The 18,781-nt window shown below is 51.3% G+C and carries 5 protein-coding genes and 1 CRISPR repeat array (1 of these 6 only partly in view); of the genes, 4 read left to right on the top strand and 1 reads right to left on the bottom strand.

Annotated elements, in window-relative coordinates:
* Positions 1-69: 69 nt before the first annotated feature.
* The gene (locus tag ACN4EG_RS15515; RefSeq protein ID WP_431630730.1) at positions 70-336 is read right to left on the bottom strand and encodes a hypothetical protein; all 267 of its coding nucleotides are present in this window, start codon (positions 334-336) and stop codon (positions 70-72) included.
* Between the two features lie 1,183 nt (positions 337-1,519).
* On the opposite strand from ACN4EG_RS15515, the gene cas3g reads away from it, so the two are divergent.
* Genes cas3g through csb2 form a run of 4 tightly spaced genes read left to right on the top strand, consistent with a single transcriptional unit; the run spans position 1,520 to position 9,037 of the window.
* Positions 1,520-4,114, top strand: coding sequence for a type I-G CRISPR-associated helicase/endonuclease Cas3g (cas3g, locus tag ACN4EG_RS15510; protein WP_431630729.1), 2,595 nt, complete (start codon positions 1,520-1,522; stop codon positions 4,112-4,114).
* On the top strand, positions 4,104-6,317 hold the full coding sequence (gene cas8g1, locus ACN4EG_RS15505; protein ID WP_431630728.1) for a type I-G CRISPR-associated protein Cas8g1/Csx17: 2,214 nt from the start codon (positions 4,104-4,106) through the stop codon (positions 6,315-6,317). Before cas3g ends, cas8g1 begins: the two co-directional genes overlap by 11 nt.
* A gap of 42 nt (positions 6,318-6,359) precedes the next feature.
* Positions 6,360-7,364 (top strand): type I-G CRISPR-associated RAMP protein Csb1/Cas7g, encoded by a 1,005-nt coding sequence (gene cas7g / locus ACN4EG_RS15500; RefSeq protein WP_431630727.1) that lies wholly within the window; start codon positions 6,360-6,362, stop codon positions 7,362-7,364.
* Positions 7,361-9,037 (top strand): type I-G CRISPR-associated protein Csb2, encoded by a 1,677-nt coding sequence (gene csb2 / locus ACN4EG_RS15495; RefSeq protein WP_431630726.1) that lies wholly within the window; start codon positions 7,361-7,363, stop codon positions 9,035-9,037. Before cas7g ends, csb2 begins: the two co-directional genes overlap by 4 nt.
* A gap of 207 nt (positions 9,038-9,244) precedes the next feature.
* A CRISPR array of direct repeats spans positions 9,245-18,781; the repeat unit is 37 nt; unit sequence GTTTTCCGTTGGCTCAAACCAGCGGCTCCATTGAAGC (it continues 2,933 nt past the right edge of the window).

The raw sequence follows: 18,781 nt of genomic DNA, 5'->3' as shown, positions 1-18,781 counted from the left end.
TTCTGGCCGATTTAGGCGATCGTCTGCTGACTCGATCGAGGTGAAAATCAGAATAGCTGCAAAGAATACTTATTCCAGGCTGACATCGTCCCCGGATGGGTTCTCTCTGGGGACGTAGTGGTGATGAATCAGCAGTAATAGTGCTGTGGTGCGTCCAGATTCATCTTCTTCCAAGTCCTCAGTCAGGGCGGGCAATGCCACGATCGCCCGATCGAGAAGGACTTGGGCAATTTCTGTGTAATAGGTAAAGGAATCCTCTCCGGCGGGAGAGGGCTGTTCCCACCGTTGGATCAACCGTTGTTCGTCGAGTTGTAACAACTCTGGATACACAAACATGAGTCTTCACCCAACATCATGATTTCTAGTGTGACAAAGTTTACAAATTTTGTGGCGAAAGAATGTGCCGATCGAAGATCTGTACACCATGTCTTTTAGCTGATCGGCTATTCAGGGGAGTTTGACTGAGGAAATAGCGTATAAATTAAAGTCCCCAGTGGGTAGGTGGGTAAAAGGGTGGGAGGGTAAGGGGAATGAATCGGGGATATTATTTATTGGCAAATTCCTTTGGGAAATTTGTCTCCTAGGGAGTGATATGGCTGGTTTAGTTCGATCGGCAAGCCACAATATCGAGATGTGTTTGTTCTAAATACTGCCTAATACCAAGGTGCACAGGAGCGACTGAAGTGAGACATTAAGTGAGATATTAGACTGAGGCTTGCCTAAGTTTTCCATATCACCTTTGGGGATATGGCTCCATTGAAGGATCACATATGACATGGTAGCTTGATGCTAAGTTACATTCTTCCGTTGGGTCAAACCAACGGCTCCTTTTGTCAGATCTAAACAAGTCCTTGATTCAGTAAGCTTTATAGCTACAGAGTCTTAGCAAGATGTGACAATTTTGATTGTCATTACATATGAAATGGTTTGACTTGAGTTTCTAATAGATTGACATTGAATTGCTTGAGACTTTAATATTATAGGATACTAAAAAAGCTCTAGCTGCTGGTGTCATACCAAATAGCTAGAGCGCTGTTTCATTTATAACTAGGAGCCAATCATGCCACAGAGTAGTGGGGTCATACAACCACCGTTGACATTATTCGAAGTGCTTGTCAGGGAGAACATTTCAACTCAAGCGCTGGCTGAAGAGCTACGCCCAAAGCTTCCCACCAAGCAGCACCGCTTAAAAATTGTCAGCCAGCTCGACCGATGCGCCTTGAAGGGAGCGGATTTTGAGTTGACTATGCCAGAGGGAATCTGGATTGCCCAACCATTGGGCAAAACGCCAACTGGGCGATATCGCTGGAATCTTTATTTCCAACCCAGATCCAGTATTGCAGCTTGAGACCAAATTTAAAGTACCGAAGAATTTTAGATTTTCGGTACTTTTCTCGTTCCGCTTTAGTCTAAAATAGCTCGAACAAAGCAAATGTACTACAGCCTCAAGTGTATTCGGGTTGCTTTTGTTTGTTCATCCCTTCATCCGTCCACATTATTGCAGGATGGTTAGTTTCTGATGTCTAAAAACCTAAAGTCAACAGATCGGGTATTTGCCGATTGGTTTGAATCAGTTACAGGGCATTCCCCCTACCTTTACCAGCAACGTTTGGCTAACCTAACAAAAGACTGGCCGATCGTGATCGAAGTGCCAACGGGGTTGGGTAAAACTGCCGCGATCGTATTCGCATGGTTCTGGAAACGACGATATAGCAATGATTCAACCGTGCGATCGAAGACCCCACGACGGTTGGTCTATATTTTGCCTACGCGGACTCTTGTCGATCAGACTGTGCAGGTGATTGAGCAATGGTGCCAAAAACTAGAAGACCTTGATCCGCAAAAAAATGATCCGCAAAAAAAATATCCTCGTGTTGCAGTGCATCAACTGATGGGGGGGATGGTCAGCACAGACTGGGATCGGGATCCCACCGCAGACTGCATTATTGTGGGAACCCAGGATCAGATTCTGTCCCGTTGCCTCAATCGAGGATATGGCGTTAATAAGTATAAATGGCCCGTGCAGTTTGGCTTGTTGAATCAAGATTGTTTATTCGTTGTTGATGAGACGCAACTGATGGGTGCAGGTTTGCGGACAACGGCACAGTTGCAAGGCTTGCGGGAGTTGTGGACAACCTTTGGGCAGACCCAAACAATTTGGATGAGCGCAACTCTAGATACAGCGCTATTAACGACGGTCAACTATCAGCCCCAGCTAGAATTACCCGGTGCGCGGTTACGTCTAAAAGATCCAGATTCAAAGGAGGATCTTCAAGAACCAGCCGTTCTCCAACGACTCAATGCCCGGAAAAACTTGCAAAAATTTCCGATCGCCTGCCCCGCCAAGGAAAAAGATGAAGGCCCATACATCAAAGCTTTAGCGGAACAGGTCGATAATGCATTCAAAGCCACTGGATCTAACGGGTTAGTTTTAGTGATTTGTAATCGGGTGCGGCGTGCTCAAGCTCTCTATGAGCAGTTGAGATCGAAGGGGCCAACACTGTTAATTCACTCGCGGTTCCGGACGGGCGATCGTCAACCACTCAATCAAAAATTACTCAGTAAAGATCTGTCAGGAATCATTATTGCAACACAAGCCGTAGAAGCAGGTGTTGATATTTCTGCCCATTATTTATTTACAGAACTGTCGCCTTGGTCATCCTTTGTGCAACGGGTGGGACGCTGTAACCGCAATGGTGAGCACAATGAGGCCGTTGTCTACTGGATTGATTTTGATAACCTCTCAGAAGAATCAGCCCGCCCCTACGATCGAGCGGAATTAGAACAAACGAAAACCCTACTCGATCGCTTGCAGGAAGTGGGGCCAGCCGCACTTGCAGAATCCTTATCAGATGATGAAAAGCCTAAACCCAAGATCGAGGGTATGATTCCGCGCAAACACGATTTGATGCAGTTATTTGATACATCTAGTGATTTAGCGGGCCATGATATTGATATTTCGCCTTTTATTCGGGACACCCAAAACATGGAGGTGGCGATCGCTTGGCGGAATTGGTCAGGGGATGCCCCTCCCGCTGATTTTCCGGTTCTGTACCGCGATGAACTGTGCCAGGTGAACATTGGGCAAGCCAAAGCATTCCTGAAAAAAACGGCGGGATTTGTCTTCGATCGCCTCCAGAAACAATGGAAAAAAGTCGATGAACGATCGATCTCCCCCGGTCAAACAATTTTGGTCAATTGCCAATCTGGTGGATATTCTGAGACACTGGGCTTTACTGGAGATCCCAAGCAGAAACCTCAACCCATCCCACTCCCCCTCAATCCAGCTAAACCGGAGGGGGATGACGATGACTTCTTGAGTAAAGGGGCAAAATCCTTCGTCTCCCTGAAACAGCATTCTGAAGATATTGTTTCGGCACTAAACAAGATACTAGAAGCATTGCCCCAAGACGGGCTGGAGACGTTACCGATCGAGAAATTAGAACGTGCTGCCAGATTGCATGATGCTGGAAAAGCCCATCCTATATTTCAGCAAATTTTGACCCATAAGGATGTAGCCAAGATGGAGGAAGGATTATGGGCAAAGTCAGGCGATCTCAAATCCCAGGACAAATCTGATTCCGACGATCATAAATCTAAACTCGATAAATATGGTCGTCCTAAAGATAAACCCGATAAAGATGATCTCGATCGCCGTGGATTTCGCCATGAGTTAGTCAGTGCATTGCTAGCGTTGCAGCGACAAGAACCTTTTTTAGTGACTTATTTAGTTGCAGCCCACCACGGACGCATTCGTTTAACCATTCAACCACGCCCCACTGAGCAAGCTCCTAAGCAAAACAAACGCTATGCCTTAGGGGTTCATGAAGGTGACGAATTACCTAAAATTGACCTAGGTGGTGACTTAAGTAATATTCCGCCCACGAGAATTTCTTTAGCCTGTATGGAACTGGGCGGCACCCGTGAGGTCAGGGAAGTGGGTGACGGTACCGTAGAACTGGTGGGGGAGCGATCGTGGACAGAACAGGCTGTAGAACTGCTTGAGGAATATGGTCCCTTTAGATTGGCCTACCTGGAAGCACTCCTACGGATTGCGGATTGGAATGCTTCGGCCAAAGCAGGCGTATCCTTGGAGATGAGTGATGCTGTATAAGATTGTTCTGAAAGGCTGTCGGCCTGAACCGCTCTCTAATTATTTGAAAGCGCTAGGGGTGTTGCGGGTACTATCCGAAGCTCGCCCCTATGCACAATGTAAAGGGTATTGGGAGAATGAGCAGTTTGTTTTGATTACAACGCTGACCGAGCAGGAGATTCGTGAGTTTTTCTTGGCAGATTATGCACCATCGCCCTTGGTATCGCCTTGGAACGGCAGTACAGGGTTCTATGCCAAGGATAAGCAGAAGGGCTTATTAGACAGCATTAGGCAGGGTGCCAAGAAGCGGTTTGAGAACTATCAGGAGACGTTATCTACCGCTCAGACGATCGTGGATGATCTGAAACTCAAAGAGCAGCCGAAAGATCCTCAAGCCAAGAAACAGTTGTTAAGTCAGTTGCGCGATCGCTTACCCGATATCGCGGCTCAATGGATTGATACCTGTGTCATGGTAACGACGGACGAAGATAGCCCACTCAAGTTTGTCCCGTTAACCGGAACGGGGGGCAATGATGGCAACTTTGAGTTTGGTCGGACGTTTATGCAGCAATTGCAGAATGTGATTGAGTTCACGACAGGCAATCCGACGGAAGAGTCCGAAAAATTATTACGATCGGCGCTGTTTGATGAAGTCTTACCAAAATTACCCTACAGTGGCAAAATTGGGCAATTTAACCCGATCGCCGCAGGCGGAGCCAATGCAACAACGGGCACCGATGGGGATTCTCGGGTAAACCCGTGGGATTTTATTTTAATGCTAGAAGGAATGCTGATGTTTATGCCGGGAATAACGCGGCGGGGTGAATCGGGTAATGCTGGAATTGCGGCTCCCTTTACGGCCTCGAGTCCTTCTCTAGCTGGCTATGGCAGCGCTGCGGAGGAAAATGTACGGGCAGAGTTATGGGTTCCCTTGTGGCGTCGTCCGGTCGGTCTAGAAGAGTTGCAGGTTTTGTTCCGGGAAGGGCGAGCTAAGGTTAAGTCCTCTAATGGACAGTTGCGAACGGCGAAAACTGGGGTAGACTTTGTGCGAGCGGTGACGAGTTTAGGGATTGCCCGAGGGATTACGGCCTTTCATCGCTATGGATTTCAGGAGCGCAATGGGCTTTCTTATTTCGCTGTGTCGCTGAATCGCTTTAAATCGCCGCCCTATCCTCAGGCTGATCCACTACAGGAAATTGATGCTTGGATACAGCAATTTCTGCGCTTGGCGAAGGATGACAATACGCCTGAGAATATTCGTCGATCGGGTAGACAGTTGGAAAATGCCATGATTGACCAGGCTCTGGGGAAGACGACTTTACTGGATTTATTAATCACATTAGGTGAAGTAGAAAAGGCACTCAATCAATCGTTGAAGTTTACGCTTGACAAAAATATTCGACCGATTCCAGCTTTGAGGTTTAGTCAGTGGGTGGGTCGGGTCTATGAGGATTCTTCGGAGTTTCGGTTAGCCTTGGCCTTGGCTTCCAATCGGGCTTCAGGACACAGCCTGCGACAGCGGCTAGTGCAAGTACGGCCCCAAGGAAAAATTCTGGTTTGGGTTAAGGAGGATGAGGATAAAATTACAACTTGGCAGTCAGGTTCGCTGGAAGATAACTTACTGCTGTTAATGCAGCGTACTGAAATTGAGGAAGAACAAAAGCGAAATCAGTCAAAGGGGCAATCGAACGATCGAAAAACGGACGAAGATGAGTCAACTGATGAATTGATGAGACCACGGAGAATTTTGCCGAATTTTCAAGATGTGCAACGTTGGATTGCAGAAGACTGTGATGACGATCGATTAGAGGCGATCGCCCGTGGGTTGTCATTGCTCAAATTTCCTAAATCTAGCGCAATGACTGCGATCGATGCCCAGCCTCAGGCTTTACCCATGGCCTATAGGGTGCTGAAGCTAGTACAACATCGTAACGTCAAGCCGAATTTAGAATTACCCCCTGTAGAATTACCCCCTGTACGGGGATTGCTGGGTAAGTTGGCGGCGGATCGATTGGAGGAGGCTTTGGTGGATGCAGCGCGACGGCTGAGGGCCCGTAATTTGCGTCCTCGGGTTGACCCCAACAATGTGAAGCCGTGGCTGGCTGACTTATCATCTCGTCGGTTAGGTGCTGCTTTAGCGTTTCCGTTGCTCGATGGGCAAATTACTTACTTACTCGAAACAACACAAATTATTGATGATCAGGATCGAGAGAGTGATTCCTAGATCAATCATCTCAACCAGTTTTCACAATTAGGAGAAACAATCATGGACTTTAAAGAACTCAAAGATCAACCTCGTTTACTGATGCAAGCAGATTTGCAATTGCTCCAGGGTTCGCGGTTCCAGCCAACGGGGTTTCCTGATTTGGGTGCGGCAACTTATAACTTACCTGGTGAGAAGCAGCAGAAGATGCTGCTGGTGGAGTCGGCGCAGAGTGTCGCCAATCGGCTGGAAAGTATGATTTGGGATGAGGCTGGGCAAACGGTGATTCCAGCATTACAGGGGATTTCCTATGTGACGGTACAGCAGCCCAAGGGGGGATTGCTGACGAATTCGTTGCTGGAGGCTCATCGTCTCAATTCACCGTACATTGTGGGTAGCAGCAAGAAACTATCGAAGTTTGGAGAAACGCTAAAAAAGGAGTTGCAAGTAGAAGGGGGTAAGCCTTTTGATCTCCATCAGTTTGCGACGGTGTTGGTGAAGTATGATGTCAATTCTTTATTGCATGGCATTTTTCTAGAAAAGATGTCGGGGGTGTCGCGGATTGCGCGGGCGTTATCTGGGTTTATTGAGGCGAAGAATGTTGAGGTTGTGCGGCTGGGGGGCGTCAAGAACGATCGGGTGGATGCCACAGGCAAGACTGATGAGAAAGGGGGGTCAAAGGAAGGGTATGGAAATGTGCCCTATTACCGAGAAGAGTATGCAGCAGAGTCGATTACGGCTTATTTTAGTTTAGATTTGGCGCAGATTCGGAGTTATCGGTTAGGTGAGGCGATCGAGGATTTATTGATTGCGATCGCGTTGTATAAGATCCAGGCGTTTCTCGATCGGGGTTTGCGCTTGCGGACGGCTTGTGACTTGGAAGTTAAAAAAGAAATTACGGTGAAGCGGCCTGATGGCTATAAGGTGCCGAGTTTGCCGGAGCTAGAAACTGCGTTACCCCAATTGGTGAAAGCAGCCAGTAGTATGTTTGCGAATCCGGCAGTGCAGGTTGTGGAATGGCAGCCAGAAACAAAGACGAAAAAGACGGATGGGGGGCAGGAAGGATGACGGTTATCGTTTCAATTCAGTTTCTGACAGGGCGCTATCATGCGACGCCTTGGGATAAGCAGGTGAATGAAGGGAGGGTGGAGTGGCCGCCTTCGCCTTGGCGGATTTTGAGATCGTGGGTATCGGCCTATTATCGGTTGCCGGAGCGTCCTGAGCGATCGCTGATGTTGGCTTTGATGACGGCATTGACGGCGGAGTTGCCTGTTTATCAGTTGCCGAGGTTTACGGCGGCGCATACGCGGCACTATATGCCGTTGTGGAAGGAGGGAAAATCGACAACGACGAAGGTGTTAGATACGTTTTATGCGTTGCCGGGGGGCGCACTGGATGAGGGGGCTACGTTGACGGTGATGTGGCCGCATGTGATTTTGGAGGAGGCGCAACGGGGGTTGCTGGCTCAGCTTTGTGCTTGGGTGAGCTATCTGGGACGGGCGGAGTCTTGGGTGGAGATGCGATTGGAGTCGCCGGAGATGACGGAGTTGGTGATGCAGAAGGTGAATGCAAGGCCGATCGCGATGGAGAAGGATGCCACCCGCCAGGAGCAGGTTGTGCAGGTGCTGGTGCCGTTGAATGGGGTGGAGTTGACGGGCTTTATGGCGGCGGTGGAGATGCTACCGAGACCGAAGAAGGGTCGGGGGCGGTGGACGCTGCCGCAGGATGTTTTGGAGATGTTGGAGTTAGATGTTGGTCAGTTGCATCAGCAGGGCTGGCATGGGATTCCGGGGAGCCGCTGGGCGTTGTATGCGGTGACGCCGGAGCGATCGACTAAGGCGCAGAGATCGCAGCAGCGGGTTGCGGGGCCTGCGATCGCGCGGTTTGCGTTGTCGGCTAAGGTGTTGCCGAAGATTACGTCGGCGTTGGTGTTGGGTGAGCGGTTTCATCAGGCGTTGATGAAGCATTGTGGTGGGATGGGTGAGATTGATGAGATGGTGTCGGGGCGGGATGGTGAGGGTCAGCCTTTGAGAAAGGATCATGCCCATGCTTGGTATTTGCCGGAGTGTAACGATCGCGGTGAAATTGTCAATTTGGTGGTGTATTCTCCCCATGGATTTCAGCAGGGAGTGATACAGGGGTTACAAAAAATTCAACGGATTTGGGGGGTTGGTGGATTCCCAATTACAACGGATTTGGAGACGTTAGAAATAATGAAGGGGAAGGAAGAAAATTCCTTCGATCGATCTCGCAGTTTAATCCAGGTAACGGGTGTGGCGAAGGTGTGGCGAAGTTTGACGCCGTTGGTATTGACGCGGTTTCCGAAGCGGAAGGGGATTGCGGGGAGTACGCTGTTGGTGGATGGAGTGGAGGATCAGGCGTTGCGGTTGTTGCGTCAGTTGCCGATCGTGAATTGGGGTGAGGGGGATTGTGTGGTGAATGGGGAGTGGTTATGTTGGCGAGGGTCGGATGGGGCTGAGGTGGTGCGGGTGAGATCGAGGGATCGATCGGTTTTAGATGAGGATCGAGAGGAGTTACGCTATCCGGCGTTGCGCTTTCAGCGGCAGCGGTTCTTTGGGAATGGGACTAAGTCTGTTAATGCTGGTTTTTGGGTGGAGGTGAAGTTTGCGGAGGCGGTGCAGGGGCCGATCTCGTTGGGGTATGGGGCGCATTTTGGATTGGGGGTGTTGGAGCCTTTGCGCGGAGAGGTAGGTGTTGAGGAGAAAGGGGGTGGGGAATAGGGCTGAAGGATTGATGAATCAAGGGTTTGCGGGTTTGTGGGAGGGATAGCGATCGGCGCAATGGCTGAAAGCTCTGTCAATAAAGGGTTATAGAGAAATCAGAGGTAGGGAGATTTTCAGGTTTATGGGAGATATGATGGGAGATGCAAGAGATTCGCGCAACTGCACCTTGAAAATCAAATATCATGAGGGTTCCAGGCTCCCGCCGTTTTCCGTTGGCTCAAACCAGCGGCTCCATTGAAGCTCACGCCAACGCACCCCGGTAAAATTGCAAAATCGAAAAGGTTTTCCGTTGGCTCAAACCAGCGGCTCCATTGAAGCTGGTTAACTCTCGTAAACTCATGAATAAATAATAGGTTTTCCGTTGGCTCAAACCAGCGGCTCCATTGAAGCGCGTGATGATGGCAGGGCCGTTGGCCTTATCTTCGTTTTCCGTTGGCTCAAACCAGCGGCTCCATTGAAGCCGATTCAACAATTAGTCGCTGAGTTGTCGCTGTTGGTGGTTTTCCGTTGGCTCAAACCAGCGGCTCCATTGAAGCTTGCCAAGCTGATTCAAGATGGTAAATCAGAGGAAGTTTTCCGTTGGCTCAAACCAGCGGCTCCATTGAAGCAAGGGCTTGCTGGGCTTGCGCGATCGCCTGTGGATCTCCGCGTTTTCCGTTGGCTCAAACCAGCGGCTCCATTGAAGCTATAATTACTGCAAGCGCTATGGGATTGACAGAGGTGGTTTTCCGTTGGCTCAAACCAGCGGCTCCATTGAAGCGGTAGATTGGGCTGCCGCGCCTGCCCCGCCCACAGGTAAGATCGCGCGTTTTCCGTTGGCTCAAACCAGCGGCTCCATTGAAGCTTCCTTTCGCCAAATCGAAATATCTCGCGCTTGGCGTTTTCCGTTGGCTCAAACCAGCGGCTCCATTGAAGCCACTTGGTCACAAATATCGACAAGGCTCGCTTGGTTTTCCGTTGGCTCAAACCAGCGGCTCCATTGAAGCCCATTCCTTGTTGGGCAATCTTTTGGCGCTCCGCTTGTTTTCCGTTGGCTCAAACCAGCGGCTCCATTGAAGCCATTGTGAGAGCCACATACAGGACACTCATCGGAGGGTTTTCCGTTGGCTCAAACCAGCGGCTCCATTGAAGCATGGTTCCCCCGCCGATCGCTTCTATAATATTGCCATCGCGTTTTCCGTTGGCTCAAACCAGCGGCTCCATTGAAGCACGCAATTGTGTTGGACGTCAATAGAGACGACACATGTTTTCCGTTGGCTCAAACCAGCGGCTCCATTGAAGCAAACGGAGTCGCTGTGAAATTGACAATCAGCTCCCAAGAGTTTTCCGTTGGCTCAAACCAGCGGCTCCATTGAAGCTTCAATCTCTGTCGTGTTGCTGAGGCTGTTACTGGTTTTCCGTTGGCTCAAACCAGCGGCTCCATTGAAGCTCACACAAGTATTACAACTATGAAATTGAGTCAGTGCTGTTTTCCGTTGGCTCAAACCAGCGGCTCCATTGAAGCCAAACACAAACCCGCGTAGCTCGTCACACTTCGCCGTTTTCCGTTGGCTCAAACCAGCGGCTCCATTGAAGCTGACAGCCGCTGCGGTACGATCCATTTCGGCTTGGTTTTCCGTTGGCTCAAACCAGCGGCTCCATTGAAGCAGTAATGGCCTTTTGCAGGTTGGCCCGCGCTTGGAGCAATTGGGGTTTTCCGTTGGCTCAAACCAGCGGCTCCATTGAAGCGCGCGAAAAGATTCGCATCACCCAAGAAGCGATCAAGCAGTTTTCCGTTGGCTCAAACCAGCGGCTCCATTGAAGCCAATTTAGCTACGGGCAATCGTTTACTGTTTGGCGAGGTTTTCCGTTGGCTCAAACCAGCGGCTCCATTGAAGCCTGCGATCGAGATTTTGCGAGGAGCTGATTGAACTGGTTTTCCGTTGGCTCAAACCAGCGGCTCCATTGAAGCCAGGGCATCTGCCACAGAATCCAAGGCCAGCGCCGTTTTCCGTTGGCTCAAACCAGCGGCTCCATTGAAGCGCAGCAAAAGAGCGCTTAGATCTCTGGCAGTTCCAAGTCGCGGTTTTCCGTTGGCTCAAACCAGCGGCTCCATTGAAGCCTGCCGATCGTGGTCTTCGGTAGCTGGAAGTACGGTTTTCCGTTGGCTCAAACCAGCGGCTCCATTGAAGCATCTTTTTTTCGACTCACACAATTCTCAACTGGGGGTTTTCCGTTGGCTCAAACCAGCGGCTCCATTGAAGCTTTTTTGTCCCAGTTGGCCTCAAATTCCGTGGGAGGTTTTCCGTTGGCTCAAACCAGCGGCTCCATTGAAGCCAAACTTGCGCCGCCTGTGGTGGCAAAGGTTTCGAGCAAGGTTTTCCGTTGGCTCAAACCAGCGGCTCCATTGAAGCCGGCGGCATCAAAAGACCGTATCATTTATCCACTGGTAGTTTTCCGTTGGCTCAAACCAGCGGCTCCATTGAAGCGTCCACCGTGGCCCCATGCTCCAGTAATTCTTTCAGTTTTCCGTTGGCTCAAACCAGCGGCTCCATTGAAGCTAGTTATAGCGTTTCGGGTTTATTGCTTGGGTATTCGTTTTCCGTTGGCTCAAACCAGCGGCTCCATTGAAGCTGCTACGCGCGATCGTACAATACCCAACAAACAGGTTTTCCGTTGGCTCAAACCAGCGGCTCCATTGAAGCACCCCATCGCGCCTTAGTAAACTCAAAAAGGAGGACGTTTTCCGTTGGCTCAAACCAGCGGCTCCATTGAAGCTCGTTGTTGTTCCAGGACAAGCGATTGCCGTTGCTGGTTTTCCGTTGGCTCAAACCAGCGGCTCCATTGAAGCCCAAAGATGCAATCAATGCCTTGCGATCGAGGGTCGCGTTTTCCGTTGGCTCAAACCAGCGGCTCCATTGAAGCAGGTCATGAGGATACCCCACGACCTCGATCGTCGGTTTTCCGTTGGCTCAAACCAGCGGCTCCATTGAAGCGTGGGAAGTACCCAGGACAAGCGCTTGCCGTTGCTGGGCTTGCTCGGTTTTCCGTTGGCTCAAACCAGCGGCTCCATTGAAGCACCATCAGTTGTATCGTTTTCGCTGCGATTGCGGGAGTTTTCCGTTGGCTCAAACCAGCGGCTCCATTGAAGCAATGCCTTCAACAAAATCAATCAATCTATTCGAGATAGCGTTTTCCGTTGGCTCAAACCAGCGGCTCCATTGAAGCGAATATCGTTCCAGGATGCGATCGAGTGCAGCCGTTTTCCGTTGGCTCAAACCAGCGGCTCCATTGAAGCTCGATAGCCTTGATTGTCCAGCGCTTTGGCGCGGGCTAGACAGTTTTCCGTTGGCTCAAACCAGCGGCTCCATTGAAGCGATTATTGCCGAATGCGAACCCACGCTGCACGCGCTTTATTACTGTTTTCCGTTGGCTCAAACCAGCGGCTCCATTGAAGCAAAGGTTGGGGTCTGGGATGTGCCCGAAAATCCTGGGCGTTTTCCGTTGGCTCAAACCAGCGGCTCCATTGAAGCCTTGTACTACACATCTATTGTAGCGATCGAGTATGTTTTCCGTTGGCTCAAACCAGCGGCTCCATTGAAGCATTTCCAACTTGGGCAACGGACAATACCTTGCCCCTGGTTTTCCGTTGGCTCAAACCAGCGGCTCCATTGAAGCACAAGACAACCCCCGGCCACTCAACAAACTGTACCGGTTTTCCGTTGGCTCAAACCAGCGGCTCCATTGAAGCGAACTTCAGCATTCCATTTGCACCCACCGATCGCCGTTTTCCGTTGGCTCAAACCAGCGGCTCCATTGAAGCGCTCCAAAAGGGATTGCAAGGGATTGGAGAAAGGTTTTCCGTTGGCTCAAACCAGCGGCTCCATTGAAGCCAACCATTGCAATTCAAATTCCTGCGCCCACCCATCGTTTTCCGTTGGCTCAAACCAGCGGCTCCATTGAAGCTCTACTAGCCAGTTGTCCAGCGGCACCATAGCCCGGTGGTTTTCCGTTGGCTCAAACCAGCGGCTCCATTGAAGCATCGTTTGCGACAGGATCACCTTAGAAATCCCAGCGTGTTTTCCGTTGGCTCAAACCAGCGGCTCCATTGAAGCTCCTAGGTAGCATGGGCCTCCAGTATAGTCTCCCGTTTTCCGTTGGCTCAAACCAGCGGCTCCATTGAAGCAAGGGATTGCTGAGCTTGCGCGATCGCCTGTGGAGTTTTCCGTTGGCTCAAACCAGCGGCTCCATTGAAGCTCAGCGCCGCCTGTTGCTGGGCTTGCAGCGCTTGTTGTTTTCCGTTGGCTCAAACCAGCGGCTCCATTGAAGCTTGGCTGGCGCTAGCTTATCACATTTTTCCAGATGTTTTCCGTTGGCTCAAACCAGCGGCTCCATTGAAGCGTTTGATGTGTTGCGGTGTGTGAGGCGATCGACTAGTTTTCCGTTGGCTCAAACCAGCGGCTCCATTGAAGCCCGATCGACTTCACCGGGCACTCCACGCCGCGCCAGTTTTCCGTTGGCTCAAACCAGCGGCTCCATTGAAGCAACAGTCCCACAGTTGTTGCAGGTCTGAGACGAGAAGTTTTCCGTTGGCTCAAACCAGCGGCTCCATTGAAGCGGTGGGTGGGACGACTACACCGAGGGATACGACCGTTTTCCGTTGGCTCAAACCAGCGGCTCCATTGAAGCTAGTGATGTCGATGCTAATCCCTGTTTCCACCGACGGGGAGGTTTTCCGTTGGCTCAAACCAGCGGCTCCATTGAAGCATACGGCCTAGTGCTGGATCTCCGTAGTATGGCGGATGTTTTCCGTTGGCTCAAACCAGCGGCTCCATTGAAGCCTAGCCATGACATTTGATGAAATTGTGAAAGCTATGACAGGTTTTCCGTTGGCTCAAACCAGCGGCTCCATTGAAGCAATTCCGAAAACTGCAAAGAATGCGTCATCCCTTGTTTTCCGTTGGCTCAAACCAGCGGCTCCATTGAAGCATCAGCAATTACAAGAAGTACGCCAAACTCGCCCGTTTTCCGTTGGCTCAAACCAGCGGCTCCATTGAAGCAAGGCAAGCTACATCTTTTTGTTGCTGCTCCCAAGTTTTCCGTTGGCTCAAACCAGCGGCTCCATTGAAGCCAAAGCCTCTTTTCTATATTTTAGCTGCGCACCCTCGTTTTCCGTTGGCTCAAACCAGCGGCTCCATTGAAGCCAACCCTCACTGTTTTTCTTCACTAAGTAATCAACACGCTCGTTTTCCGTTGGCTCAAACCAGCGGCTCCATTGAAGCTTCCCGTAGCGGTCACTGGAGCGTTCCTCCTGGTATTGATGCGTTTTCCGTTGGCTCAAACCAGCGGCTCCATTGAAGCTCATGCCCTGGATCTAGGGTTGGCTGGATTGTCTGCGCGGTTTTCCGTTGGCTCAAACCAGCGGCTCCATTGAAGCTAAGACTGCAACGCCACGATCTAGTTTGCTGCACGTTTTCCGTTGGCTCAAACCAGCGGCTCCATTGAAGCTCAAGCCCGCCCCCCAGGCCATGCAACAGGTTCGGCAGGTTTTCCGTTGGCTCAAACCAGCGGCTCCATTGAAGCAGACAACTGCACGATCTCTTCTTCGCCGAAAAGATGTTTTCCGTTGGCTCAAACCAGCGGCTCCATTGAAGCTAGGAGAAAGCAATGGCGACGCGATATATCAATTAGTTTTCCGTTGGCTCAAACCAGCGGCTCCATTGAAGCGGGTGCAAAGCTTATACGCCTCCCGTATCTGTGGAGGTTTTCCGTTGGCTCAAACCAGCGGCTCCATTGAAGCATAGTTGCTGTTAAGCTCTAGGAATTGCTGCCGGGGTTTTCCGTTGGCTCAAACCAGCGGCTCCATTGAAGCAGCCCGAACGAATAGCGGCCCATCGGTGCTGGCGTTTTCCGTTGGCTCAAACCAGCGGCTCCATTGAAGCGATCGAATTCAAATTTGCCAGCTAAGGAGCATCCAGGTTTTCCGTTGGCTCAAACCAGCGGCTCCATTGAAGCTGAAGCTTTGGTAGCTGGCGACTTTGTGAATTTCCATAGTTTTCCGTTGGCTCAAACCAGCGGCTCCATTGAAGCGCAGTATTCTTTGAGCGATCGCTGGTCTAGCACTGCAACGTTTTCCGTTGGCTCAAACCAGCGGCTCCATTGAAGCACCCATCCCTGCATTGTGTCGTGCGGCCATTTCGGTTTTCCGTTGGCTCAAACCAGCGGCTCCATTGAAGCAACCCCTTTCGCGGCATATCCTCCTTCGCTATGCTCAGTCGTTTTCCGTTGGCTCAAACCAGCGGCTCCATTGAAGCCTCATTCGGGCTTGTAGTGCCTTCAGATGGGCCGGTTTTCCGTTGGCTCAAACCAGCGGCTCCATTGAAGCCTCCCACGGGAACGCGCCGCCGCTAACCCTGCATTGTTTTCCGTTGGCTCAAACCAGCGGCTCCATTGAAGCTCGACGTTCCTGAAGTCGCCTGCGTAATGCACGCGGTTTTCCGTTGGCTCAAACCAGCGGCTCCATTGAAGCATCGCATCGTCAAGTAAAGATTGCAATCGAGTTGGGTCGATCGTTTTCCGTTGGCTCAAACCAGCGGCTCCATTGAAGCGCTGTCGCTGGATGATTGGCTGGGACAGGATTGGGTTTTCCGTTGGCTCAAACCAGCGGCTCCATTGAAGCACCCCGGCAACACGGTGTCGCGATCGACGGTTCCCGCCGCTTGATGTTTTCCGTTGGCTCAAACCAGCGGCTCCATTGAAGCACCCCGGCAAGGCGCTCCCAGTCTTCCGGGGTTTGTTTTCCGTTGGCTCAAACCAGCGGCTCCATTGAAGCAACGAGATTTATGGTTATGAGGTTTTGTCGATCGAGGTTTTCCGTTGGCTCAAACCAGCGGCTCCATTGAAGCGAAACAGATCCTGATTTGGTTCCCTCGCCTTCAGAAGTCCACCCGACCTGTTTTCCGTTGGCTCAAACCAGCGGCTCCATTGAAGCGAAACAGATCCCGCCGCCTGAATCCAGCAGCAACCGCCGCGTTTTCCGTTGGCTCAAACCAGCGGCTCCATTGAAGCTACATCAACACTCTTTCCACCGCCGGGAACACGGTTTTCCGTTGGCTCAAACCAGCGGCTCCATTGAAGCAGATCGACACATCCGGGTATCAAGGGAAGTGCAAGGCGTTTTCCGTTGGCTCAAACCAGCGGCTCCATTGAAGCAGCCTACGAACCACCAAAGCCACCGCCTCAGACGTTTTCCGTTGGCTCAAACCAGCGGCTCCATTGAAGCATGTCGTAGTCAACTTGCAGGTTGAGGGCCGCGTTCGTTTTCCGTTGGCTCAAACCAGCGGCTCCATTGAAGCAAATGGCAACGTTGAACAAACGAACAATCTATCCGAAGGTTTTCCGTTGGCTCAAACCAGCGGCTCCATTGAAGCACTTGGTCGTAAAGCTTCTGGCGTTGCTCCGGTGGTTTTCCGTTGGCTCAAACCAGCGGCTCCATTGAAGCGTTTTCATTGGGGATCCTTATGGGGCGGGAAATGTTTTCCGTTGGCTCAAACCAGCGGCTCCATTGAAGCGCTAATGCCGCAGCAATCAAAAAGCCGCAGGGCGCAACTCGTTTTCCGTTGGCTCAAACCAGCGGCTCCATTGAAGCAAGCCCTGCTGGGGTTTCGTCCGCTCCAGGCGGCGCAAAGGTTTTCCGTTGGCTCAAACCAGCGGCTCCATTGAAGCCTTTGGGTATTTCCTTCACTAATGCCCGCAACTTCGTTTTCCGTTGGCTCAAACCAGCGGCTCCATTGAAGCAATTGGAAACGGGTATTGAGAAGCTGCCATTGTCTTCGGCCGTTTTCCGTTGGCTCAAACCAGCGGCTCCATTGAAGCGCGATCGAGTCTCAAGGTTCCTGGGGGCAAGCGGGCACCATGCGTTTTCCGTTGGCTCAAACCAGCGGCTCCATTGAAGCCTGTTAAATCTTCGCAAGAACGCATTGCCCTAGAGCGTTTTCCGTTGGCTCAAACCAGCGGCTCCATTGAAGCATAAGGGTCTTTCGTCGGAATGTCTGGGTTGTCAGCAGTTTTCCGTTGGCTCAAACCAGCGGCTCCATTGAAGCAATAACGGCGGTAGGCTGGCTATATTTCTCCAAGTACCGCGTTTTCCGTTGGCTCAAACCAGCGGCTCCATTGAAGCCAATCAAGAATGTGTTTTCCTGCTTAACCGATTTGTTTTCCGTTGGCTCAAACCAGCGGCTCCATTGAAGCATTTCGGCACCTCATAGGTACAAGGGATAGAAAAGTTTTCCGTTGGCTCAAACCAGCGGCTCCATTGAAGCCCACCCATTTCCTTCCACCGCTCAAAATAGGAGGCGAATGTTTTCCGTTGGCTCAAACCAGCGGCTCCATTGAAGCAAAACTTTTTGCCTCCTCCTGGTGATTGGCCCTTCGTTTTCCGTTGGCTCAAACCAGCGGCTCCATTGAAGCTCTTCAAATTCAAGGGTTGCAGGCATAGGGAATTACCGCCGGAGTTTTCCGTTGGCTCAAACCAGCGGCTCCATTGAAGCATGTATTTCTCTAGGTTGTTTGCATTGCTCTTTTGCAGTTTTCCGTTGGCTCAAACCAGCGGCTCCATTGAAGCCCGGCGCGCGATCGCGGCTACTAAGGCGCTGGGGGTTTTCCGTTGGCTCAAACCAGCGGCTCCATTGAAGCCAGTTGGCCCGCCAAGCTGAGATTCTAGATTTTGCGGCTGTTTTCCGTTGGCTCAAACCAGCGGCTCCATTGAAGCGGTAAGCCTGAGAGCTATCGAGTTTTGTCTGGAGGTTTTCCGTTGGCTCAAACCAGCGGCTCCATTGAAGCATCTGCTCCAACGATCGGAGTACAGTTTCTTCAAATTCAAGTTTTCCGTTGGCTCAAACCAGCGGCTCCATTGAAGCGATAAAGCGTCCAGCGTTGTCGGCAAAGTTGCCAGGTTTTCCGTTGGCTCAAACCAGCGGCTCCATTGAAGCAGCTGATTGAGCTGGAGGCTTAGCCCTGCCCCCGGGTTTTCCGTTGGCTCAAACCAGCGGCTCCATTGAAGCATCAAAGCTGAATACCTTGTTATGCAAGGCTAAGTGAGCGTTTTCCGTTGGCTCAAACCAGCGGCTCCATTGAAGCGAAGCCCTGCGTGAAGTGCAGGCTGAATCTGCATAATGGCAGGTTTTCCGTTGGCTCAAACCAGCGGCTCCATTGAAGCTCCCTGGGCGCAAAAACTCGAAGAAACTCCGATCTGGATATGGTTTTCCGTTGGCTCAAACCAGCGGCTCCATTGAAGCGTGATTGGCAGCCGGAACACGACGGAAATCCTGACAGCGTTTTCCGTTGGCTCAAACCAGCGGCTCCATTGAAGCCCATAATTGCAATCCTTCAAAATCGCATAGCTGTGTCCGTGTTTTCCGTTGGCTCAAACCAGCGGCTCCATTGAAGCACCACCGAGCGATCGCCCTTACGACACCTAAGCGGCGTTTTCCGTTGGCTCAAACCAGCGGCTCCATTGAAGCTCAATGCCGCCGCACCGGGGTGAGGTTGCTCGACGTTTTCCGTTGGCTCAAACCAGCGGCTCCATTGAAGCACGGAATGGCTCGATCGATTGGTGCAGGAAACCAAAGTTTTCCGTTGGCTCAAACCAGCGGCTCCATTGAAGCATCAAGGCGAGAGGCCACAATCGCACCCGTTGGAGCGTTTTCCGTTGGCTCAAACCAGCGGCTCCATTGAAGCATCAAGGAACACCCATCGGCACCC

This window comes from Alkalinema pantanalense CENA528, from assembly GCF_050753345.1.
In the GTDB taxonomy this organism is placed as follows: Bacteria; Cyanobacteriota; Cyanobacteriia; order Leptolyngbyales; family Leptolyngbyaceae; genus Alkalinema; species Alkalinema pantanalense.
The sequence above is the reverse complement of the archived record's forward strand: the minus strand, read 5'-3'. Positions and strand labels throughout refer to the sequence as shown.

Excerpts from the sequence above, each read along its gene's own strand:
- ACN4EG_RS15515 (WP_431630730.1), bottom strand. The coding sequence starts at position 336 with ATGTTTGTGTATCCAGAGTTGTTACAACTCGACGAACAACGGTTGATC.
- cas3g (WP_431630729.1), top strand. The coding sequence starts at position 1,520 with ATGTCTAAAAACCTAAAGTCAACAGATCGGGTATTTGCCGATTGGTTT.
- cas8g1 (WP_431630728.1), top strand. The coding sequence starts at position 4,104 with ATGCTGTATAAGATTGTTCTGAAAGGCTGTCGGCCTGAACCGCTCTCT.
- cas7g (WP_431630727.1), top strand. The coding sequence starts at position 6,360 with ATGGACTTTAAAGAACTCAAAGATCAACCTCGTTTACTGATGCAAGCA.
- csb2 (WP_431630726.1), top strand. The coding sequence starts at position 7,361 with ATGACGGTTATCGTTTCAATTCAGTTTCTGACAGGGCGCTATCATGCG.